The sequence below is a fragment of the Sulfitobacter litoralis genome, assembly GCF_900103185.1.
Lineage (GTDB): Bacteria > Pseudomonadota > Alphaproteobacteria > Rhodobacterales > Rhodobacteraceae > Sulfitobacter > Sulfitobacter litoralis.
On the sequence record NZ_FNJD01000012.1, the window covers coordinates 90,098 to 113,317 of the forward strand.

The window sequence follows — 23,220 nt, forward strand, 5'->3', positions numbered from 1 at the left end:
CCTACATACCGACCGTCGGTTTGTATGATTGATCATGAACACCACTGAGCAAAAGCAGGAATCCAGCGCGCCGAAGCGGCAGCGTATGGCACCGGACGAGCGTCGCGCGCATATTCTGAACGCAGCGCAATCGCTGTTTTTCGCCCATGGTTGGGATAACGTGACCATCGCAGATGTGCTGACACAAGCGGGCATTTCCAAGGGCGGATTTTACCACCACTTCACCGCCAAGGAAGATTTGCTTGACGGTATCGTGCAGCATTTCACCGGCGAGGCTTTGAAAACCGCGCAGGCTGTGCGGGCCGCAGCAAAAGGGGGCGCGCTGGACAGGTTCAACGCGTTTCTAGCCGAGACGAACCGCTGGAAGGTTCAACAAGGCGCGCAGCTCAAGTTCTTTATTGATATGATGCTACGCCCCGGAAACGAGATGCTGTCGCACCGGATCACCGCATCGGTCGATGCAATTGCCCTTCCCGTATTGCACGACATTATTTCCCATGGGGTCGATGAAGGTGCCTTTGACGTGCCTGACATAAACCTCGTCGCTGGCACGATCATCGCCATGTCGCACGACCGGCGCAAGGCGCTTCAAAGCGCGGTGCAGACGGCTCAGGAGGGCGACATTGCAGAGGCCACGACCCGTCTGAATGATCGTATGACTGCCGAAGCTGCGCTTATGGATAGGATGCTCGGCCTGCCGCAGGGCAGTATCCTGCTGTCCAAACCCTCTGATTACCGGCTGATGCTGGAGGCGATCGTGCACGCATAGCACGTCCTCGCGCCCCCATCGCCGCATTACCCCATCGCCGAATGTGACACCCGCCGCGATCACATCAGTCGGCACTGCCTAGGAACGACATAGATGAACGAGACACTTAAAACCGACCGCCAGACGCTTCGCTTTGAAAGCGATGCGGGCTCTAGCCGCTCCCGCTGGGTTGCAGGCGGGCTTGCGGTCGCCATCATCGGGTGGATGGGCAGCGGGTATATCCTGCCGTCCGAAAGTGCAGAGCCCGTCGCCAAGTCCGCGACACCGGTCAAGGCTGTCTCGGTTGCGGTGCGCCAGTCTCGGGCGCAGCAAATCGAACAGGTGTTCGTGGCCGAAGGTCAGGCCCTACCCGACCGCGACACCGCCATCCGCGCCGAGATTTCCGGCCAGATCAAAGAGGTGTTGGTCGCCAAAGGGGCCGATCTTGAGGCCGGCCAAGTCATCGCGCGCTTTGATACGACCACGCGCCAATCCGACCTCACCCGTGCCGAAGAAGAGCTGAACCGCGCGCAACGTGAATTCGACAATGCCCAAGCGTTGCTGAACCGTGGCGTGTCCACTGTGGATCGGGTGGCACAGGCCCAAGCCACGCTAGCCGCCGCCCAAGCAGGTGTTGCCTCTGCGCAGGACGCCATTGAAAACACCGAAATCCGCGCCCCCTTTGCCGGACGCCTAGAGGCGTTGGACATCAACGAGGGCGAGATTGTGCAAACCGCCAGTGACATTGGCCGCATCGTGGACAACACGCCGCTGTCGATCCGCATCCAGATCCCGCAACAATCGCTACAAGATATCAAGGTCGGTCAAACCGCCGAAGTGTCCTTTATCACCGGCATAACCAGCACCGGCACCGTGTCGTTTGTCGGCACCAGTGCCAATGCCGAAACCCGCACCTTTACCGCCGATATCGACGTGCCCAACGCCGACGGCACGATCCCCGCCGGCATCAGCGCGCAGCTGCGCATTCCCACGGGCACCTTGACCGCGCATTTCGTGTCGCCTGCGATCCTGTCGCTGGATACCGACGGGACGCTTGGGATCAAGACGGTGGACGACGCCAATAAGGTCACCTTTCACGAGGTCGCCATCGTGCGCGCACAAACCGATGGCATCTGGATTTCGGGCCTGCCGGAAGCCGCGCAGATCATCACCATCGGTCAGGGCTTCGTGAATGACGGCGAAACCGTTGTCCCCACGATCCAGAACGACGACGCGAAAACGGACGACGCCCCCGCACAGCCGTCCGTTCAAAGCGTGTCAAAGGCTGAGGCCCCCGCCAAGGGCAACGGCCAGATCATCAGCGGTGACGCCGACACAGCGCCAGCCGGTAGCACACAGGAAGCCAAACAATGAACGCTCTGATCCAGGCGGCCTTCAGCCGCTCGCGGGTGGTGGTGATGGCCCTGCTGATGATCCTCACCGTGGGGGCCTATGCCTATATGTCGATCCCCAAGGAAAGCTCTCCGGAGATTCCGATCCCGATCTTCTATGTCTCCACCGGGCTTGATGGCATCTCTCCCCAGGATGCCGAACGGCTGCTGGTTGAACCGCTAGAAACAGAGCTCAGCGCGATCACGGGGCTCAAGCAGATGACCAGCAACGCGGGCGAAGGTTATGCCAGCGTACAGCTTGAATTCGAACCGGGCTTCGATTCCGAAGCGGCGCTGGACAAGGTCAAGGAAGGTGTCGACCGCGCCCAACCGGACCTGCCCGAAGACGCCACCGACCCCACTGTGACCGAAATCAACACGGCGCTTTTCCCGATCCTGACGGTCCTCATGTCCGGCCCTGTGCCCGAACGCACGCTCAACACACTGTCCGAAGACCTTTCGGACCGCATCGAGGGGCTGGAAGGTGTGCTTGAAGTCGATGTTGGCGGGGCCCGCACCGAGCTGCTGGAGGTCCTGATCGACCCCACCGTGTTCGAGACCTATAACATCAGCTTCGAAGAGCTGATCGGCCAGATCAACCGCAACAACCGCCTGATTGCCGCTGGGGCCATCGAAAACGGCGCGGGCCGTATCGTGCTGAAAGTCCCGGGTCTGATCGAGGATGTCAAAGACGTTATGGCCCTGCCCGTCAAAGTGCGCGGTGATACGGTGGTGACCTTTGCCGATGTGGCCACGATCCGGCGCACCTTCGAAGACCCCACCGGCTTTGCCCGCATTGACGGCCAACCCGCGCTGGCGCTTGAGATCAAGAAACGGTCCGGCTCCAACATCATCGAAACGGTTGCAGCCGTGCGCGCGCTGATCGAAGAGACCCGCGCCGACTGGCCCGAAAACGTGACTATCGACTATATGCAGGACGAAAGCGAGCAGGTGGAAACCATGCTCAGCGATCTGGAGGCGAATGTGATCGCCGCCGTCATCCTCGTGATGATCGTGATCGTTTGGGCGCTTGGGATACGGTCTGCGCTGCTGGTGGGTCTTGCGATCCCCGGTGCATTTCTCGCGGGTGTGACCGCGCTGCTGGTCATGGGCTATACAATGAACCTTGTGGTGCTGTTCTCGCTGATCCTCGTGGTGGGGATGCTGGTGGATGGTGCCATCGTGATAACCGAGCTGGCCGACCGGCGGCTGCAAGAAGGTGATACACCCAAGGCCGCCTACCGCTTTGCCGCTGAACGCATGGCATGGCCGATCATCGCGTCCACCGCGACCACGCTATCGGTGTTCTTCCCGCTGCTGTTCTGGACCGGTACCGTTGGCGAATTCATGAAGTTCCTGCCGATCACCGTGATCCTGACCCTAGCCGCGTCGCTGTTCATGGCGCTGATCTTTATCCCCGTTGTTGGCGGATTGATCGGCAAAAAGCCTCCGCAATCGGCGGCGGCGAAACAGGCGCTCCATGCGGCTGAAAACGGGGACCCCCGTACGCTCAAAGGCTTCACTGGCGGCTACGTCCGTGTGCTGCAATTCGCGATCCTGCGTCCTTGGGCGACGTTGATCATGGCGGTGACCTTTCTGCTGGCGAGTTTCGGTGCCTATGGCCAATTCGGCAACGGCATCAGCTTTTTCCCGTCGGTAGAGCCCGACTTTGCCCAAGTACAAGTCCGGGCGCGGGATAACTTTTCGATCTTTGAAAAGGACGCGCTGGTGCGGAAGGTCGAGGAACGGCTGTTCGACTATGATGAAATCGCATCGGTCTACGCGCGGTCGGGCGGGGGCAATCAGGATGCGGCTGACCTCATCGGCACCATCCAGATCGAGTTTACCGAATGGGACACCCGACGCACTGCCGCCGAGATTGGCGAGGATATCCGCACCGATATGGCAAGCATCCCGGGGATCAATGTGCAGGTTCAAACGGCCTCTAGCGGGCCGTCGGCGGGCAAGCCGATCAATCTGCGCGTCCGGTCAAGCGACCCGGACGCGCAGGCCGCAGCGGTCGAGAATATTCGTGTAGCGATGGACAGGATTGGCGGGTTCACCGATGTCACCGACACACGCCCCCTGCCCGGCGTCGAATGGCGGCTGGCCGTCAACCGCTCAGAAGCTGCGCGTTTCGGGGCCGATATCTCTACCTTGGGGCAAGCGGTGCAACTGCTGACCCGCGGCATTACCGTGGCGGATTACCGCCCCGATGATGCTGACGGATCGGTCGATATCAACGTGCGTTTCCCGTCACAGGAACGCACCCTCGAAGAGCTTCAATCCCTGCGCGTGCCCACCTCTGCGGGACTGGTCCCGATCTCGAACTTCGTGACCTTCGAACCAGCCCCGCGCAGTGGCACCATCACCCGCGTGGACCAGCGCCGCGTCATCACGATCGAAGCGAATGTGGCACCGAATGTGTTGGTTAACGATCAGGTGGTCGCACTTCAGGCCGTGATTGACGGAATGGACCTGCCTTCGGGCGTCGAAGCGTCTTTTGCTGGCGAAGCACAGGACCAGCAGGATTCGATGGTCTTCCTCGTCGGGGCCTTTGCGACTGCAATATTCTTGATGTTCGTCATCCTCGTGGTCCAGTTCAACAGCTTCTACCAAGCCTTCGTGGTGATGAGCGCGATCGTCTTTTCGGTAACCGGTGTGCTGTTCGGACTGATCGTCACAGGCCGCCCGTTTGGCGTCGTGATGGGCGGTATCGGGGTGATTGCGCTGGCCGGTATCGTGGTGAACAATAACATCGTTCTGATCGACACCTATAACGACCTCAAGAAGATGGGCCTGTCCCCGCTCGAGGCAGCGCTGCGCACAGGCGCACAGCGTTTGCGGCCTGTGGTGCTGACATCTGTGACCACCGCGCTTGGGCTGCTGCCTATGGTGATCGGCGTGAACCTGAACTTCTTCACCCGAGAGATCGTTTATGGCGCGCCCTCGACGCAGTGGTGGACCGAGCTGAGTTCGGCCATTGCCGGCGGGTTGGTGGTTGCAACGGTGCTGACCCTGATCGTCACCCCCGCCATGTTGATGCTGGGCGAAAAGAAAGCGCAGCGCGCCCAGCCGGCGGGCGGCGCGGCCTAAGCCGCAGCCCCCGCCATCCGGTCGAACATGTCCTGCACCGCGACCTGTGCCAGCTCGGCGCAGTTCGGCAGGCCTTGGGAAAACGGATGCTGCGTCAAGATTTGCGGCATCGCGAGGCAGTAGATTGCGCCGCGATCCTGCGCTGGCACCTCCAGCCGAAACGGGGTTTTCAGATCATCCTTGTCCGACAGCCCCTTGGTCAACGTCGGGAAAGGCAGCTTGCCCAAAGGTGCCGCCGCCTGCCCGCGTGCGTCGATCATCGCGTCAAAGCGTAGCTCGCCGTCCAGCGTTTGCGCGCAGACGCCCCCGTCTTGGGTGTTGCGGAACGTAGATTCCTCGCCCGTTGGCACGATCCGCAGCACACCCGCATCATACAGCGCCAAGACCCGCTTGACCGAAATATGCGGGATCGCGGCATAGCAATCACCAAAGACCGGCATCAGCTTATCATAGAACCGCGCGCGGTCGTCCTGCGTCAGATGTTCAAGGATCAGGTCAAAGTTCTCGTGCCCGCGCAGCAAGACATATCGGTGCGGCTGGGTCTCCTTGTTGCGCATCGTATCCACTGCGCTGTTCAACGTATCGCGCAACGCCCGAAGCCCCCCCATCGTCACACGGTGATCGAAATAGGCGTCGGCAAAGCCGTCAATCGTCTGCCCCTGCGGACCAAGTGCATCGATATACGCGGGGGCATCGGCGTTCAGCTCTGCGATCAGCAGATCAAACACCCGTTGCAGCAGCCCGTCTGACCCTTTCGCAATCTCTGCCTCTACCGCCTCAGCATTGATATGGCGCAGAGGCGCGTAGGGATAGGGGGAGAAGAAATCCGGTTCTGGCATGATGCCTTTATGCGATACCATCGTGATCAGCGGCACGTTGCAATCAGTTTTGGGGAACCAGCGCACATCGTCGCCTTTGTGAATGAAGGTCCCATGGGTTTGACCCAGGGTCACAATCACATCAATCGCCGACAAGGACGACCCGAGAATGCCAATCTCTCCGGCGGGCAGTGCGGTGATGTTGGTATAAGGCCAAGGCGACACAAGATCAGCCTCGCCAATATTCGGTGCCGCGGGCCAGTCATGGCCTGTCGCGATGACGACCTCGTCGAACTCCGCTGCCTGACTGTCACCGGCGGCTGTGAAGTGCAGACGCGCGCCCGTTGCAATCGGTTCGATATCTGTCACCTCGTGACGTGGATAAAGCCGTATGTCATGCCCCGCCGTGCGCCCTGCCTCGCACAGATCAAGAAACGCATCACTAAAGAATGCACCCAGCAACACCCGTGGGTAAAAGTCGCGCGCGTCAATCTCGTCCCGTGTCAGCCCCAAGCCGCGCAGAGCGTCGTCGTCCTGTTCATGCAACCATGTGACCAGACCGCGGGTGATCGGGGGGATCTCGCGGCTGAACGCGTTACAATACATGTAGTCCGCGTTCATGCCCGACCGATACGGCATCCCGCAGCCCATTTCTTGCTCTTTGTCGTAGATCGACAGACACAGCGGTGTTTCGCTCTTGATCAATTCCTTGACCGTATAGATCGCCATCGGCCCCGCCCCGATGATCGCAATGTTCTTGGCGCTTTTCATTGGTTTTCCATCTCTCAAAAGGCAGCCCTCGCGCTATGTCGGGCTGACTGACTATTTAAACCGTCACGGCAGAAAGCAATGTGGTACACGCAAAAGACCTGCTGTCGCGGGATTGGTCGCGCGCCCGTCCCAAGAAAATCTTGAGCATGGTGACAATGCGGCCTATGCAATTTGCAGTTCTCTCCAACCATTGGTCCCCTCCATGAGCAACCTGTTCCACCGTGATCTGAACGCCGATCTGCCCCGTATCGTTTCCGCCCAAGGCAATTATCTGATCGATGACACCGGCAAGCGCTATCTGGATGCCTGTGGCGGGGCTGCGGTGTCCTGCCTTGGCCATGATCACCCCACCGTTCGGGCCGCCATCAAGGCGCAGGTCGACACGCTTGCCTTTGCCCATACAGGGGCCTTTACCAACCAACCTGCCGAAGACCTCGCCAAATTTCTGATCGACCGCGCCCCCGAGGGCACCGGTCAGGGCCGCGTGATGTTTCTGGGCAGCGGGTCCGAAGCGATGGAGGCCGCGCTTAAGCTTGCCCGCCAGTACCACGTGGAACGCGGCGACACCGCGCGCAGCAAGGTTATCGCGCGCAAGCCCAGCTATCACGGGAACACGCTGGCAGCGCTGGCCACAGGGGGGCACGCCGGACGCCGCGCCCCGTTCGCGCCCCTATTGATCGATGTCAGCCATATCGATGCGGCCTATGACTACCGGATGCGCAATGAGGGTGAATCTGAAGAGGATTTCGCCCTACGCATGGCCAATCTGCTGGACGCCGAAATCCGCGCCCTAGGGCCTGAAACCGTGATGGCCTTTGTGGCAGAGCCTATCGTCGGGGCATCGCTCGGCTCACAGCCCGCCCCTGCCGGATATTTCAAACGCATCCGCGAGATATGCGACGCGCATGGTGTGCTTTATATCGCGGACGAAGTGATGTGCGGCATGGGGCGCACCGGCACGCTGTTTGCACTAGAGCAAGAAGGCATTGCCGCCGACATCACCACTACCGCCAAGGGATTGGGGGCAGGCTATCAGCCCATCGCCGCCGTCATTGCCGCACAAAAGGTGACGTCGGTCATCGAACAGGGCAGCGGTAAGCTGTGGAACGGGCACACCTATATGTCGCACGCCATCGCCACCGCCGGCGCGCTGGCTGTGCAGCAGGTCATTGAAAATGATGATCTGCTTGCCCGTGTCTGCGAGCTGGGGGCGCAGCTGTTCGCCGCGCTCAGCGCCCGCTTCAAAGATCACCCTCACGTGGGCGACATCCGAGGCCGCGGCCTGTTCTGGAGCATCGAACTCGTCGCCAACCGCGCCGACAAGGCCCCCTTCCCCGCTGCTGACACCATCGCCCCCCGCATTGGTGCCGCCGCACAGGCACGCGGCATGATGGTCTACCCCTCGCAAGGCTGCGCCGATGGCACAAACGGGGACCACGTGCTCCTCGCGCCCGCCTACACCTCATCCCCACAAGAGATAGATATCATCGTTCAAACCCTCGCAGACGCTGTTGCAGACGTGATCACGCCATAGCGCGTGATGTACGGCAGACCCCGCTTTACTGCGACGGTCAAGGCCGCCTTGCCGGTCAAGACGAAAGGGCTAAAGCGACGGGTAGGCTTAGTGAAACGCGTCCTCACTAAACCAGCGCACAAAGGCGTCGACAGAGGCAGAGGGTCGGCCTCGTTCAGGCACGAGAGCATAGTGGCGCTCTTCCGGTCTTAGGCGGGGCAGCTCTAGTTCAACCAGACGGCCATCCGCAAGGGGGCGGTCCAGAAGGCCGGTCCAACCAAGAAGAACGCCTTGTCCTGCCATGGCCGCATAGGCCGCGTCCGAATAGCTGGTAAAGTTCAACCCTGCTTTGACAGAGGGCTTGGTCACCCCGATCCGCGACAACCATTGCGACCAGTTGAGCCAGCTTGGCTCCGGCGCGTCGCTTTCAATCAGCGCCACATCCCCTTGGAGCATCAGCGCGTCAATCGAGACACCCGCAAGCCGTGCCGCGATCTCGGGGGCGCACACCGGCACAACCGTTTCGCGCAGCGATCCGACGATCGACATGCCGTCAAACGGGGGCCTTCCATACCGGATGGCCATGTCGATCGTCCGATCAAGCGGGGCGCGCCAGTCATCCTCTGAAATGACCCGTACACCGATCTGCGGCGCGGTTGCACGGAAGGAGGACAAGATCGGCAAAAGGCGGAAATGCGCAAACGCGACGGACACGCTGACGGTCAAATCGATGTGGGTTGTGCGCAGTTCGGTAATGGCATCGGCGATCCCGTCGAACCCGCCTTTCACCGCATCATGAAGCGACTTGCCACCGACGGTCAGGCGGACGCGCCGGTTCGCCCGCTCGAACAGCGCGACGCCAAGGTCCGTCTCGAGCGCGGCGATCTGGCGGCTAACGGCGGCCTGGCTCACCCCAAGCTCCGCCGCCGCCTGCGTAAAGCTTTCACGTCGACCTGCCGCTTCGAATGCCACAAGCGCGGTCAGCGATGGTACACTGCGTCGGATGGGATGGGGCATTACACTCTCCGATAGACGACACCTAATCCATAACTTGACCGTATGGATTGGCGTTCATTTGTGCGGTTGTCGGTTTCCCCTGTCAAGCGCAGCATAGCCTGTATGACATCCCGTAACGCGGCGCGCCTGACGCCGAGGAGGCATAATGCTGGATCATGGTTTCCCCCGCCCCCAAGACATCGCCACACTGCTTGCATCCCGTCGTGCGGGCCATAGCCTTCCCGCGGCTCTTTATACGTCGGCAGCGGTTTGGCAGGCGGATTGCGACGCGATATTCGGGCGGCATTGGATTGCCGTGGGCGTGACCTGCGATGTGCCCGAAGCGGGCGATGTCATGGCCGTCGATATCGGGCCTGTATCAATCGTGATCCTGCGCGATGACGACGACATGCTGCGCGCCTTTCACAACGTGTGCGCGCATCGCGGTGCGCGTCTGGTGCCACCGGGCCGGTCGGTGGTTGGCAAGCTCGTCTGCCCCTATCACCAATGGACCTACGATCTTGACGGGGCGCTGGCGCGGGCACCGCATATGGGCATCGACTTCGACCGGTCCCTCCATCACCTCAAGCCCGTCGCTCTGCGTGATATAGGGGGGATTTTGTATGCCTGTCTTTCGGATGATCCCCCCGAAGATATCGCGCAGTTGGCGGCGGTAGTTGAACCGCGTCTGGCAGCCTATGATCTTCGCAACGCCAAGGTCGCCTTTGAACAGGACCTTATCGAGGAAGGGAACTGGAAGCTGACGATGGAGAACAACCGCGAGTGCTATCATTGCGCGTCGAACCATCCCCAGCTCAGCCTGTCGTTCCACGCTGCGGATTTCGGCTATGATCCGGAAGGGCTGACCGAGACCGAAAAGGCCGAGACGAATGCGCTTCTGGACGCCTATGCCAGCTATGAAAAATACTGGCGCGACGAGGATATGCCCTTTGAGGCGGTAGAGCATACCGTGGGCTGGCCCACCAACTTCCGCACGCAGCGCTTGATTATCGCAGGGCTTGGCGAAAGCCAGACACCGGACACCCGCGCCGCCGTGCAGATCCCTTTGGGCCAGGCGCACAGACCGTGGATGGGCGATGTACATCTGTGGGGGATCAATTCCTGGAACCACGTGATGTCTGATCATGCCGTCGTCTTCACGGCCTTCCCGCTCGGGCCAGACAGGACATTGGTGCGCACAAAGTGGCTGGTCCATGCAGACGCCGTCGAGGGCGAGGACTACGACCTTGAAACGCTTACCACGGTCTGGAAAACGACCAATGCCGAAGACGCGCATCTGGTCGGGCTGGCCCATCGGGGTGTCTGTTCGCCCGGGTATCGGCCCGGGCCCTATTCGCCCTACACCGAACGTGCGCTGGACGAATTCGCGGGTTGGTACGTCGCCCGTATGCAGGCAAGCGGGTACGGAATATGACCGAGGTAGATCTCGCAGATTGGGGCGCACGGCGGCGGCGGCGGTTCGCCCCTGACCGCTGGGGCACGCTGGTGTGCCGCGCGGTCTGGGACGAAACAGCGGACATGCGCAGTTTCTTTCTGACGCCGCAGGACGGCAGCCGGATCGAACACGCCTCCGGTCAGTTCATGACGTTTCGCATTGATACGCCAGAGGGTCGAATAGAGCGGTGCTATACCATCGCCTCGTCTGCCGCGCGCGACGGCGGGATAGAGATCACGGTCAAGCGACAGGCAGGCCCGGGCGCCCGCTGGCTTCACGAGATGCTGGTGCCGGGCGCAGAGATAGAAGCCCTCGGTCCGTCCGGCCGCTTTGGGCCGGCCACATGGCACGGGTCAGCCTATGCGCTGATCGCGGCTGGCAGTGGGATCACTCCGATGCTGTCGATCTTGCGCACCGCCGCTGATCGGGGACTGGATCTGGATGTCGTCCTGATGCAGGTCGTGTCGACGCCCCAAGACCTTGTGGCACTGACCGAGCTTGACAGTCTCGCGCGTCGGCTGCCCCGGTTGGTGCATCTCCCCACGATCACCCGCGGCCCCGGCGGCACACGCCCTGATGCCGATTTTCTGACCCGTGTCATGCCGGACCTCGCAACGCGCACAGTGCTCTGTTGCGGGCCACAGCCCTTCATGGAGATGGTGCGCGTCGCTGCACAGGCCGCAGGCGTCCCCGATGACCGCTACGGCGAGGAAAGCTTTGATTTCTCCGCCCCCCCACCCGAGGCTCTTGGCGGGGGTGATACGCCGCGCCGGACCGTGACCTTTGCGCGGACGGGCCACGCGTTCGAATGTGCTGAAACCACCACGATCCTTACCGCACTCAAACAGGCAGGGCTGCCACTGCCGTCTTCTTGCGCACGCGGCATGTGCGGCACCTGCAAAACGTTCAAACACGCGGGCGAGGTCGTCATGGCCCACGAAGGCGGCATCCGCCAGCGCGAGATCGACCGTGGGTTCATCCTTCCCTGTGTCAGCCGCCCGCTCACCGACATCATCCTCGATTGCTAAAGAAAGTCCCGCCATGAAAGACCACGTCACCACCGACCCGCTGCTTCAGCCCTATACGCTCAAGCATCTGACGCTGAAAAATCGGGTGATGACCACAAGCCACGAACCGGCCTACCCCGAGGACGGCATGCCAAAGGCCCGCTATCGCCGCTATCACGAGGAACGGGCGAAGGGCGGGGTGGCCTTGGCAATGACCGCTGGCTCCGCTGCCGTCAGCCGCGACAGCCCGCCGGTCTTTAACAATATCCTTGCCTATCGCGACGAGGTCGTGCCTTGGATCCGCGAACTGACCGATGCCCTGCACGAACACGGCTGCGCGGCGATGATCCAGCTGACGCATCTGGGACGCCGCACCAACTGGAACAAGGGGGATTGGCTGCCTTCGATTTCGGCAGGCCCGGACCGTGAACCCGCACATCGCGCTTTTCCCAAGATGATGGAGGATTGGGATATCGAGCGCGTGATCGAAGACTATGCGACCGCCGCCGAACGAATGCAGGCCGGTGGCATGGACGGGATCGAAATTCAGGCCTACGGCCATCTGATGGACCAGTTCTGGTCCCCGCTGTCGAACAAGCTTAGCGGCCCTTATGGCGCGGATACGATGGAAAACCGGCTTCGCTTTACGACCCATGTACTGGATGCCGTGCGCAAACGTGTCGGGCCGGAATTTATTGTTGGCATCCGCTATACCGCCGACGAGGTTCAGGCGGGCGGCATCACCGCCGAAGAAGGGATCGAAATTTCAAAACTGCTGCGGGATACAGGGCAGGTCGATTTTCTGAATGTCATTCGAGGCCGTATCCATACCGATCCGGCGATGACGGATGTCATCCCGATCCAGGGCATGCCCTCGGCGCCGCATCTGGATTTCGCCGGAGAGGTCCGGCGCGCAACCGGCATGCCGACCTTCCATGCTGCCAAGATCCAGGATGTCGCGACCGCGCGGCACGCCATCGCCTCGGGCTTGCTGGACATGGTGGGCATGACCCGCGCGCATATGGCTGACCCCCATATTGTGCGCAAGATCGAGCAGGGCCGTGAACATGATATCCGCCCTTGCGTCGGGGCGAATTACTGCCTTGATCGGATCTATCAGGGGGGCGAAGCCCTGTGCATCCATAACCCCGCGACAGGCCGGGAGCTTTCCCTGCCCCACATCATCAACCCCGCTGCCAACCGCCGCAGAATCGTTATCGTCGGTGCGGGCCCCGCGGGGTTGGAAGCCGCACGCGTCGCCAGCGCGCGCGGGCATGGGGTTGTTGTGCTCGAGGCTGCCAACCGCGCCGGCGGGCAGGTCCTTTTGACGGCGCGCACAAAGCGACGGGCCGAGATGATGCAGATCATCGACTGGCGCGTAGCACAATGCGAAGCTAGCGGCGTTGACCTGCGCTATAATCTATATGCCGAGGCAGCGGATGTGCTGGCCGAAAGCCCTGACGTCGTGATCATTGCCACCGGCGGCATGGCCAACACCACCCTCTATGAAGGGGACACGCCGGAGCATGTCGTATCGGCCTGGGATATATTATCAGGTGATGTAAAACCGGCCGGATCCCTGTTGATCTACGACGAAGCGGGCGACCACAGCGGGCTGCAAGCCGCCGAGATGGCCGTTGACGCGGGCTGTACCGTCGAAATCATGACCCCAGACCGCACCTTTGCACCCGAAGTCATGGCGATGAATCTTGTGCCCTACATGCGCAATCTGCAACGCGACGAGGTGACTTTCACCGTCACCAAACGGCTGCGCGGGGTTCTCAAAGACGGCAACCGGCTGCGCGCGATCATCGGGACCGATTATTCCGACAAACTGGCGCAGGCTGACTACGACCAGATTGTCGTGAACTATGGCACAATGCCGCTCGATACGCTTTACCACGAGCTGCGGCCCTCCTCGTCCAATGGCGGCTCGATCGATCAAGCGTCCTTTCTGGCGATCCAACCGCAGAAAATGGTCCGCAACCCGCAAGGCGCGTTCCAGCTTTTCCGTATCGGGGATGCCGTCTCTGCCCGTAACACCCACGCGGCGATCTACGACGCGCTTCGTTTGATGACCGCCGTTTAACTCCGAGGGCGACTGGGGACGTTCATTCAGAACCCGGCCTTGGCGAAGAAGGGACCGACCGAGCCTGCGCTATGTTTGCACAGCAGATCAATGCGACGTAGGACTGCGACAGGCTGCGTCCATTGACAGCGGCCTCGGAAATCACGCCCCGTGAAAGGCTCTGATAATGCTACCACAACGTATTAGGGATCACCTGTGCAAGATGGCACAGGACGCGCGTCCCATCACGTATCAGGCACTCGCAAAGACCCTCGAGCTGTCGCCGCCAAATACCATCCACCAACTTACGGTAGCCCTCGAATGTCTGATAGCAGAGGATGTCGCCACCGGTCGCCCCTTGATCGCAGCACTGGTGATCAGCAAAGCAAGAGGTGGATTACCGGCCCCCGGCTTTTTCGAATGCGCCAAGCGCCATGGGCGTTTTGAAGGCGATCCGTCAGGACCCGAAGCATCCGACTTTTATGCGGCTGAATTCAAGGAAGCTATCAGATTTTGGTGCTCATCATCGGCCTATTGAACGGGCTCGTGCGTACCCTACCAAGAGAAAGGCCGCTACGGCGCAGGCTAATGAAAGCAAACGATAAACGGTCGCCCAGCTCGCGTCATTTCCCCCGGACAAAAGCAGCGCAGCTATGCCGGTCAGTCGTGCCAGAGGAATGCGTTTTAGCTATGTATAAAGGGGATTAAGACAGTTCCGGGATGTACCGTCCCTCGGGACAGCGCCACATATATTCGCGATAGAGCGTTGTAGAAATCCAACTCGGGGATGCATCGGCACCCAGCATCCAGCATCCAGGGCACCCAGCATCCAGCCAACCAGTCCCAAGTATCTGAGGTATGTCAAAAATCTGGGTTGGTGGCGGAGACGAAGTCCGCCTCCTAATAGATGCAACAGTTTAATTTTAAGTAAAAAAATCAAACAGAAAATATTTTATACCACATATCATACCCTCCAAGAGCTAAAAAACTTTTCACTGGGCAAAGTCAAAGCGACAAAACCAATCAGACGCAGCGAGACCTTGGTGCAGGGTGCGCTTCCAACCATTGATCGGTAACTTAGTATTCCAAGCAACCGACAACAGCCCAGCGCGAAATGCTTCTGGACTAAGTCCTCGGAATGCAGTTTTCCTTTGATCAATGACGGAGCTGAGATCTGATGCTGACTGTTTTCGATAGCGAGACCGCAATTTACAATCTTTAAAGTGCTGCAAAACTCTAGCTCCGTCTTTTGCGTCCCAATGATCAGGAATCGCAACATCGAAACCCACTACAACAGGAATTTCCTCCGAAACCACCAACGAGGTCCATTTTTCTTCAAAAAAATGTGCAGCATCACAGTATGGATGAAGCGGTTGAAGATTGGGATCGGTCGGAAATTTGCTACCCATGCCGGTATTACACGTAGCGCACGCCGGGATCAGATTGATCGGCAAGATTGAAAAGGCAGGGTATCGCGCCTTCGGCAAGAAGTGATCAAGCGTACCGATCCCTTCGCTCGCAATAAGCTCTCCGCAGCCGCCGCAATATGGGCACTCGTCAAGAGCTGCCAGTTTTAACTGATCATACTTTTTTCTGGCCGCACCTTTCGAACTGACCATGCCCTTATTATAAAGGCTAACCAATTCAGCTTTCGTAAGATTGCCTACAATTTTGTCATCTCCGTGGCCACGCCGTGCCTTCGGTAGGCTCGACCATGTCTGGGTCTGCGAATGAGCATCATACGAAGCGTATACATCTTCAATCCCAGGCTTATGCGCCACAAGACGAGACCTTAGCGCAGCGTTGGAAATCTCTTCAACGCAGTCATCAAATAGATCAGAAGCCGAGAAACTAGGAGCTACCAACTGCTTCATACGAGGTCATCGCCCTCATCCCTGTCCACGACCATCGACTTTAATATACCCCTCGCTTCGAAGCCCAACTTTCCTCCCAATTGATCGATAATTTCATCATAAGTGTAGTAGGTTTCATCTGTCTTTGGGCTTTTGACCAAATCTTCCAACACAGTATGAAAGCCAGAACGCGCAACCTCGAGCTTAAACACCTCCCTGGTTAATGTTCCCACGTTTTCGCCAAAGGTTTCTATGTTTGGCCGCGTCTTCTGAGATGCCAGCCTTTCACGGTATACCTTCCAAACGCACGAACTAGGGATTTCTTGAAGGACTACAGGTGAATGTGTTGCGATAATTGCAACTGCATTTCGACTATGGAGCAATTGGCTTAGGCTTCGCATAAGTGCGGATAGCAAAGGTGGATGCAGGTGAGTTTCGGGCTCATCAAAGAGAACCAGCGTTTTCTCTTCGATCCTCGCAACTAATGAAGTCAGTGTTAGGATAACAATTGTATGCCCAGAACTCATTTTTTCGATTACAAACAGGGCATGCTCTCTTAACTCATCGCCAGCGCGCTCTGCCAAGTCCATTAGATCCATCTCAGAAAAGTTCTGGTCGCTCTGAAGAACAGCCATCGCCTGTTGCCATCGCCTTTTGCGCCCACTCTCAGCTAAGCAAAACTCCAGATTCTTTGCGAACTCTTCATACAGCTCTTTTTTTCCCTTGGTCAAAGTACCCCCTTCATCTGCGATGGAAGTAAGTCCAATGTAAGAGTAGGGTGTTTTCACCTCTGTTCCATCAGGTATTGGTGGGAGATCAAATGGGTCAAATGCGCTGAAAGCGACCGATACTAAAGTGCTAAAATAGTCGTCATCAATTGCTTGTCGGTCAAAAGGAGGATGTTGGATGTAGAACTCTGCATCAGTTTCAACACCAGGAGCGATGGCTCTAACCATGGAATTTAGTAAAGTTGTCTTTCCAACACCATTTCGTCCAATCAGCGCATGCATGTTGGTGCTTGGTTTGGAATTGGCTGTCACAGAAAAACTGAGATCAAATCCTGCAAAAGTATCAGAGGATGGCAATTCAAAACTAAAGTCGAAGTCTGTAAGAAGCACTTCCCCACGCAGTACACTGGTAAACAGGTCTCTCACATCCTCTATCGATGTAGACCGCAAGAGCGACGTTTGAAAAACGTCTTCACCTTGTATTTTATCTAATAGCTCTGGATATCGGACAACGTCGTTAGTACCTCTAAGAAACTCCTCACGACAATTTTCAGAAAGGTCGCTGTACAGCTTCTTGTAAAACCTAACCGTATGGCACAATGAAAAGTAGCGCTCGGAAAGCTGGGTAAATTTGTCATTAATAGCGCCACGGGTTGTTTCAGATGCGGTTTGCCCTGCAAAACCAATCTTAAAACGAGGGAAATCGTGCTCGACGCCATATTCATCGAAAATCGTTAATCCAAACGTCGTTTCGTATCCATAATCGTTCCAGTTATCATTCAAGAGATAGGCAGCATTCTTAGCGCCATCCGATATGGCATTGCTGTTAGGCACGACAAAGAAATCCATCAATCAATCTCCAACGCTGGCAAGCCATCCACGATCCTTATCGTTTCTAGGCTCACTGTGATCACCCGTTGAAACAGCTCCAGCGGATAGGCGGGGTTCCCTACTGTTTCGATGGCGTAGCGGTTAGCGTCGTTAACGATGCCGCTGGCTTTGTCGGTTTTCACGCATTGGCGTTCAATTACCCAGTCAAGGGCGGGTTTGCCGTTGACGACGTAATCGTAGGCCTCAAGCGGGATGCCTTTTATGGTGATGCGCGGGTTGTAGTGGACGACTGTCTTGTCCTTAACCTTGCCCTTGCCGCCGAACTTCATCTTTTCGACGTGGTAGAAGGTTTCGGGGTCTTCGATGTTGGCGAGGCGCAGGTCGCCCTCGGCGATCACCACGGGGTAAGGCTCAACGGTTTCGTAGTTCACATGCAGATCGCCCAGCGCCCTGCCCGCTTTTGAGAACGCCCAGAAATCTACGGCGGTTTTGACGGCGGGGATGCGGGGGAGTTCTTTGGACAGGTTGTTCTTGAACCGCTCGCGATAATCGGCGGAATGCAGCAGGCCATAGATATAATAGAACAGGTCTTCCTTGCTGATCTGCTCGCCCGGATAGGCGGCTTGGAAGTGCTTTAGCCCCGCGTCGCTGATCCCGTCGCGCTCAGAGTAGCCCGCTTCGCCAGTGGCAAAGAGGCCATCCTCGGCGCTCGCAGGTTCGTAGAGCTTGAGGGGGAAACATTGGCTATTATAGTGATACTTGTGCTCAGTTATATTGTTGGCCATCAGCGCGCTAAAGTCCTTTGCTTCGCCAACCCCTGTCACGCAAATAGTTCGATTAAACGCGTCTTGAGCTGGGAACAGTTCATTCATTTGGTAGACGCTGTTATTGAACTGTCGGTCAAAATAGAACCACTGCCGCTGAAAAGGTCTGTAGTTCGCCAACATGATCTTCTCCTCAGAGAACTCTCCCCGTTTTAACTTCTTCAAATCGCTCTTGAGGGTTCCATCCCAACTAATCAGTTTGGCATCAAGGGACTCCCTGAAACCCTTAAGATCATCGCCCTGAAGCTTCACTTGGTCATTGTAGAAGTTAACCATTCGCTCCATGTTTTTGGAAACATCAGACTTCGAATAGTTGAAGCACCAAAAGTCTCGATTGGTCTTGGCTCCACTTGAGTAGTTCGAAAATATCGTTCCTTTGGCACCCGCAACTTTGCTACCAATCGAAATGCTGTTTTCAAAGCTGGGGTCGCGCTGGTTCAACCAATCGTTTTCGTCATTGGGCTGTATAACTTTCCATTTTTCAATCTCTGAGATTCCGGCGATTGAACGACGGGATCGCACCAACTGAAGCTTTTCCTTTTGAGTGAGATAATCATCGACTGTACAAAAGTTGATCTTTGCCGGAGCTGTATTGTCACCTTTCTTGACAAGAACCGAAATAGCGATAGGCGAGCGACTACCAGACAGGAAAACCTTTCCGCCTTCTTTCCTTGATGTCTCGCCTGAGGTTCTTTGGTTACCTCTAAGATGGAATATGTATAAGTCAGAAAACTCTTCAGTCAGGCATTTCCGCATACCATCCATAGCATTGCCGTCGATCCAGCCCGCATCTGTAACAAAAGCTACAACGCCAACATCAGTTAATCGATCAGAGGCCCAGCGGATTGACCGAATATAGCTGTTTTTGAGCGATGTCTTAAGTCGTGCTCTAGACTTGGCGGCGTAGGTTTGGTGGATTTTCTCGTCTAAGTTAAAATAGTCGATATTTGCCGCATCATCGTTTTCGTCGCGTTGTCCTCCCGAATAAGGTGGATTGCCTACAATCACCCGAATATCCCGCTCTTTCTGGGCCGTGCGTCGCTCTGAGTTATCCGGCAAGAGGTCCGCGATCATATCCTTGTCCTGCTCGTAAAGCTGAAAGGTGTCTGTCAACACGATCCCGTCGAAGGGCGCATAGGGCATGTCTTCGCCACTGTTGCCCAGCGCAACCGCGTTCTCTTTCGCTATGTCGTGATAGACCGCCTCGATATTGATCGCGGCGATGTAGTAGGCCAGCAAGACAATCTCGTTCGCGTGGATTTCATGTTTGTATTTATGCTCCAGCTCTTCGGGTTTGATCAGCCCCGATTGCAGCAGGCGGGTGATGAACGTGCCCGTCCCTGTGAAGGGGTCAAGGATATGCACGCCCTTACTGCCCAGCGTCTGCCCGAACTCGGATTGCAGCACGTCGTTGACGGAATGGATGATGAAATCTACCACCTCGACGGGGGTATACACGATCCCCAGCTTTTGCGTCATCGCGGGGAAGGCAGAGCGGAAAAACTGGTCATAGAGGCGCACGACAAGCGCTTGGCGGCCTGAGGCGGTCTTGATGCCCTCTGACTGCCTGCGGACGCTATCATAGAAGCCTTGGAGCGTCTCAGCCTCCTTGCCAATGTTGTGGTGGTGAAGTTGGCCTAAGACGATCTCCATCGCTTTGGACACGGGGTTGTTCGCGGTGAAATGGTTGTCGCGGAAGAGCGTATCAAAGACGGGTTTGGTGATCAGGTGTTGGGCCAGCATTTCGATGGCGTCTTGTTCGCTAATTTCAGGGTTCAGGTCGTCCCGAATTTCATCAAGGAAGGCGACAAAGGCGTCACGTTCCGCGCCGAGGTGGGCGACGATCGTGGTGATCCGTGTGATGTGGGTTTCAGCGATCTTCGCAATGTCTTTGGCCCATTTGTCCCAATGCTCACGCGTGCCGCATTTTTCGACGATCTTGGCGCGCAGGGCTTGGGTCAGTTCATCAAAGACAAAACCTAGCTGTTGTTCTGGCCCCTCGATGACGATCTCATCATCTGAGCTATCACCCGAACCGCCGCCAATATCGCTGCGCTTGGATGCTTTGGTCTTGTTCACATCGATGTCTTCGACAACGGCGGTGGTTGCCATCATCTCTTTGGTGACGCCGATGATCTGGATTTTGTCAGAGACATCTTCGCCAATGCCGATCTGGTTGATCTTGCCGTCTAGGCGTTCATCGTGCGACCGGAGTGCGTTGAGGATTTGCCAAACCACCTGATAGCGTTCGTTGTCATTGAGCGCGTCTTCGGCTGCTGTCCCATGGGGGATTGCGACAGGTAGGATCACGTAGCCCATTTCCTTGCCCGGTGCCTTGCGCATTACGCGGCCAATGGATTGCACCACGTCGATCTGGCTTTTGCGGGGATGCATGAAGATAATTGCATCCAAAGCCGGTACGTCGACGCCTTCGGACAGGCAGCGCGCATTGGTCAGAATACGGCAAGTTTCGTCGTCAGTTTCCGCCTTGAGCCAATCAAGACAGTCTTCGCGCTGTTTGGCGTTATAGGTACCGTCGACATGGCGGGTTTGGACGTCCAAGGAGGGGCCGCTAAGATCGCCGATGTCGTCATTGTTACGATATTCATCGACCACGGCAGCAAACTCTTCTGTGACCATTTTGGATACAGCAATGTTTTTGCAAAATGCCAAGGCGCATTTCATCGGGGCTGGGTCTTCCGTGTCTTCGCCGATCAGCTCGCGCTTTATCAGTGCCTTATAGCAACCAATGATCTTAGTCGCGTCGTCCAGTTTCATTTCGCTGGATTCAGCCAAGCGATTTTGTACGCCTGCGCTGATCAAGCCTTCATCGACGGCCAACACGATAACTTTGTAATCTGACAGGAGATCGTTTTCGACGGCCCATGAGAACCCCCTGTAGAACAGAAGTTCACCAAACATGTCGGGATCGTCCATAGAAGCCAACGCGACATCGTGCTGCGCGGCTTTGGACTTGGCATTCTCCCCATAAATCTTGGGGGTTGCGGTCATGTAGACGCGTTTCTTGCCCGCGACGTTGTCGTTAGAGTGGATTTTGACGAAGTTGCTCTCGTCAGTGCCGATGGTTTCACCTGTGGTCCGATGTGCTTCGTCGCAAATGATCCAGTCGAACTCAGGCAAGCAATAGGTCTTTTGCGCATCAGTCAGCACTTGGATAGACTGATAGGTCGAGAACACCACGATCATCTTTTCGCGGTCGCTGTCAGCCACCTGTTGCGCAATTTTGCTAGCGTCGGTCGTAGCTGGAAAAGCAAGGTCATGGACCGTGAATTGGATCGCATCCCCATCGCTCTCTCGTTTGCCCACTTTGACATCGGAACAGACAGAGAATGCGAGAAAATCATCCGCGCAGTCGTTTTTCCACTCACGCACTGTTTGGGACATCAAGGCCAATGAGGGCACCATATAGAGAATAAGCTTGCCCTTGCCGCCAAGCTCCTCAGCAATTTTTAGGCCAGTAAAGGTTTTGCCCGTTCCGCAAGCCATGACCAGTTTACCACGGTCAGCCTCAACTAAACCTGCTCTGACAGCCTCTAACGCTTCACGTTGATGATCACGAAGGATCTTTGGCTCAGTGAGTTTGACGGTGTTGTCGCGAAAATAGGCTGACCAGTCGATACGGCTTTTTTCGAGATCGGAAAGCGCTATCCGATGCCAATCTCTATCCAAATTATCCAGCATCGCCGTCAGGTTGGAGCTGAAGTCCTTCAGCGTGGTGTCAACGATGATGAGGCTGACAAAATACTTACTGGACGCCGCTGATACGAAGGAATCCATGTGCTTTTTGCTGATACTGCTATCAGCCGCGTAGAACTTGCACTGGATAGCGCAAAATCCTGCCCCATCAGCATGACGTGCGACAAGATCGATGCCTGTATCGTTTGAAGGTAAGTCATGTTCCGACGCCCAGTCCTTAAACAACCAAACCTTATCGTAAGTTTGGCCTTGCAAGGCGTCATTCTCTAGAAAGACTTTGACCAGCTTCTCAAAATACTCGCCTTTTTCAAACTGTGACTGCGAGCGCAGACGCATCTGCTCCAATATGTTGGCCAACGAATTTTCCATGGAAACCCTTCCTAGTTGTAGAAGCGTTCCCACCGCGGGGAACTGCTGTCAACGATGGATTGCTAGTTCGCGTAAGTGAAGGAGTTTGAGGGGCTCAGATCAGGGTCCAAGAACCGCACACACTGACTATCGAACTCAAATACGCATCGTAACTTTCTTGAATGCTCAGCAGCGCAAAGTGATCTAACGAACTGTAGCTGGAAAATTACAAGCAGGTTCAAGGTGCCTGAGGACATCTCGTGATCCAAACGGACTGATGAACATGCTGCCGTTTCTGCGAAGACTTATCTAGCCAAAGGCTTCCGTACACAAAGGTCCACCCTGAGGAGACACAGCAAATCTAAGCCAGAGGTGCACATTTAGACTTGATTTAGAGTTAGTAGACAGTATTCTGAAAAGGTCTAGCACCATAGGAGACATCATGTCGATTGTTGGTTATCGCCGTGTCAGTACCGTAGAACAAAATTTCGACCGCCAGGATTTAGGAGCTGTTGATAAGCTCTTTGAAGAAAAGCTCTCTGGCAAAAGTGCCAAAGACCGCCCAGCGCTCAACGCTATGCTGGAATGGGTGCGAGAAGACGACACTGTGATTGTCCATAGCATCGATCGCTTGGCCAGAGACCTCCGCGACCTGCAATCGATAATACAAAAACTGAATGACAAAGGCGTTTCAATTACCTTCAAAACCGAAAGCCTTACGTTTTCAGCCAAATCGGACGATGCCTTCGCCACACTTCAGTTGCAGATGATGGGAGCTTTTGCTGAATTTGAAAGAAACATCATTCGCAAACGCCAGGCTGAGGGGATCGCGAAAGCAAAGGCCAAAGGCCTTTACAAGGGCCGCCCGAAGGTTGTCGATGACACTAAGGTCAAAGAATTACGTCAATCAGGCATGGGAGCGACCGCAATTGCCAAGCACCTTGGGATCGGGAGGGCAACGGTCTACAAATCTTTGAGATCGTAAACTGAGCAGCCCCAAAATTATGCTTGCCTTGGTTCAGTATCTTAGACTTATGGGAACGTTTTACTCCCGG

14 protein-coding genes are annotated in these 23,220 nt (G+C 56.8%); 9 read left to right on the plus strand and 5 right to left on the minus strand.

The window, feature by feature from the left end:
- Window positions 1–34 precede the first annotated feature (34 nt).
- The 3 genes from BLQ98_RS11235 to BLQ98_RS11245 all read left to right on the plus strand — a co-directional run bounded on the left by BLQ98_RS11235 (window position 35) and on the right by BLQ98_RS11245 (window position 5,235).
- Entirely contained in the window at window positions 35–769 is a 735-nt protein-coding gene (locus BLQ98_RS11235) for a TetR/AcrR family transcriptional regulator (protein WP_093733406.1), read from the plus strand.
- 93 nt (window positions 770–862) lie between these two features.
- The gene (locus BLQ98_RS11240) at window positions 863–2,122 is read left to right on the plus strand and encodes an efflux RND transporter periplasmic adaptor subunit (protein WP_093733407.1); all 1,260 of its coding nucleotides are present in this window, start codon (window positions 863–865) and stop codon (window positions 2,120–2,122) included.
- Entirely contained in the window at window positions 2,119–5,235 is a 3,117-nt protein-coding gene (locus tag BLQ98_RS11245) for an efflux RND transporter permease subunit (RefSeq protein ID WP_093733408.1), read from the plus strand. The genes BLQ98_RS11240 and BLQ98_RS11245 overlap by 4 nt, the downstream gene beginning before the upstream one ends.
- Here the strand turns inward: BLQ98_RS11245 and BLQ98_RS11250 are convergent.
- Window positions 5,232–6,824, minus strand: a complete 1,593-nt coding sequence (locus BLQ98_RS11250) for an FAD/NAD(P)-binding protein (RefSeq protein WP_093733409.1) — start codon at window positions 6,822–6,824, stop codon at window positions 5,232–5,234. The two genes, BLQ98_RS11245 and BLQ98_RS11250, sit on opposite strands and share 4 nt — an antisense overlap.
- A 202-nt stretch (window positions 6,825–7,026) precedes the next feature.
- On the opposite strand from BLQ98_RS11250, the gene BLQ98_RS11255 reads away from it, so the two are divergent.
- Entirely contained in the window at window positions 7,027–8,358 is a 1,332-nt protein-coding gene (locus tag BLQ98_RS11255) for an aspartate aminotransferase family protein (RefSeq protein ID WP_093733427.1), read from the plus strand.
- A gap of 87 nt (window positions 8,359–8,445) precedes the next feature.
- Here the strand turns inward: BLQ98_RS11255 and BLQ98_RS11260 are convergent, their stop codons facing one another.
- Window positions 8,446–9,354 (minus strand): LysR substrate-binding domain-containing protein, encoded by a 909-nt coding sequence (locus tag BLQ98_RS11260; RefSeq protein ID WP_093733410.1) that lies wholly within the window; start codon window positions 9,352–9,354, stop codon window positions 8,446–8,448.
- A gap of 145 nt (window positions 9,355–9,499) precedes the next feature.
- On the opposite strand from BLQ98_RS11260, the gene BLQ98_RS11265 reads away from it, so the two are divergent.
- From BLQ98_RS11265 to BLQ98_RS11280, 4 genes are all read left to right on the plus strand, one after another.
- A complete protein-coding gene (locus BLQ98_RS11265; RefSeq protein WP_093733411.1) occupies window positions 9,500–10,768 on the plus strand; it encodes an aromatic ring-hydroxylating oxygenase subunit alpha in 1,269 nt (422 codons plus the stop codon).
- Complete coding sequence (locus BLQ98_RS11270) at window positions 10,765–11,817, plus strand: flavin reductase family protein (protein ID WP_093733412.1); 1,053 nt, start codon at window positions 10,765–10,767, stop codon at window positions 11,815–11,817. Before BLQ98_RS11265 ends, BLQ98_RS11270 begins: the two co-directional genes overlap by 4 nt.
- A 13-nt stretch (window positions 11,818–11,830) precedes the next feature.
- Window positions 11,831–13,885 carry an NADH:flavin oxidoreductase gene (locus BLQ98_RS11275; protein WP_093733413.1) on the plus strand — a complete coding sequence of 685 codons (2,055 nt, stop codon included), beginning with the start codon at window positions 11,831–11,833 and terminating at the stop codon, window positions 13,883–13,885.
- A gap of 202 nt (window positions 13,886–14,087) precedes the next feature.
- Window positions 14,088–14,402, plus strand: a complete 315-nt coding sequence (locus BLQ98_RS11280) for a hypothetical protein (protein ID WP_244148422.1) — start codon at window positions 14,088–14,090, stop codon at window positions 14,400–14,402.
- 454 nt (window positions 14,403–14,856) lie between these two features.
- On the opposite strand, the gene BLQ98_RS11285 is transcribed toward BLQ98_RS11280, so the two are convergent.
- From BLQ98_RS11285 to BLQ98_RS11295, 3 genes are read right to left on the minus strand one after another with little or no spacing between them, the layout of a single operon-like run.
- A complete protein-coding gene (locus tag BLQ98_RS11285) occupies window positions 14,857–15,738 on the minus strand; it encodes an HNH endonuclease (RefSeq protein ID WP_093733415.1) in 882 nt (293 codons plus the stop codon).
- Window positions 15,735–17,294: an AAA family ATPase gene (locus BLQ98_RS11290; RefSeq protein WP_093733416.1), complete on the minus strand. Its 1,560-nt coding sequence runs from the start codon at window positions 17,292–17,294 to the stop codon at window positions 15,735–15,737. The genes BLQ98_RS11285 and BLQ98_RS11290 overlap by 4 nt, the downstream gene beginning before the upstream one ends.
- Complete coding sequence (locus BLQ98_RS11295; RefSeq protein WP_093733417.1) at window positions 17,294–22,186, minus strand: DEAD/DEAH box helicase; 4,893 nt, start codon at window positions 22,184–22,186, stop codon at window positions 17,294–17,296. Before BLQ98_RS11295 ends, BLQ98_RS11290 begins: the two co-directional genes overlap by 1 nt.
- A gap of 421 nt (window positions 22,187–22,607) precedes the next feature.
- On the opposite strand from BLQ98_RS11295, the gene BLQ98_RS11300 reads away from it, so the two are divergent.
- A complete protein-coding gene (locus BLQ98_RS11300) occupies window positions 22,608–23,150 on the plus strand; it encodes a recombinase family protein (protein ID WP_093733418.1) in 543 nt (180 codons plus the stop codon).
- The last annotated feature ends 70 nt before the right edge of the window (window positions 23,151–23,220 follow it).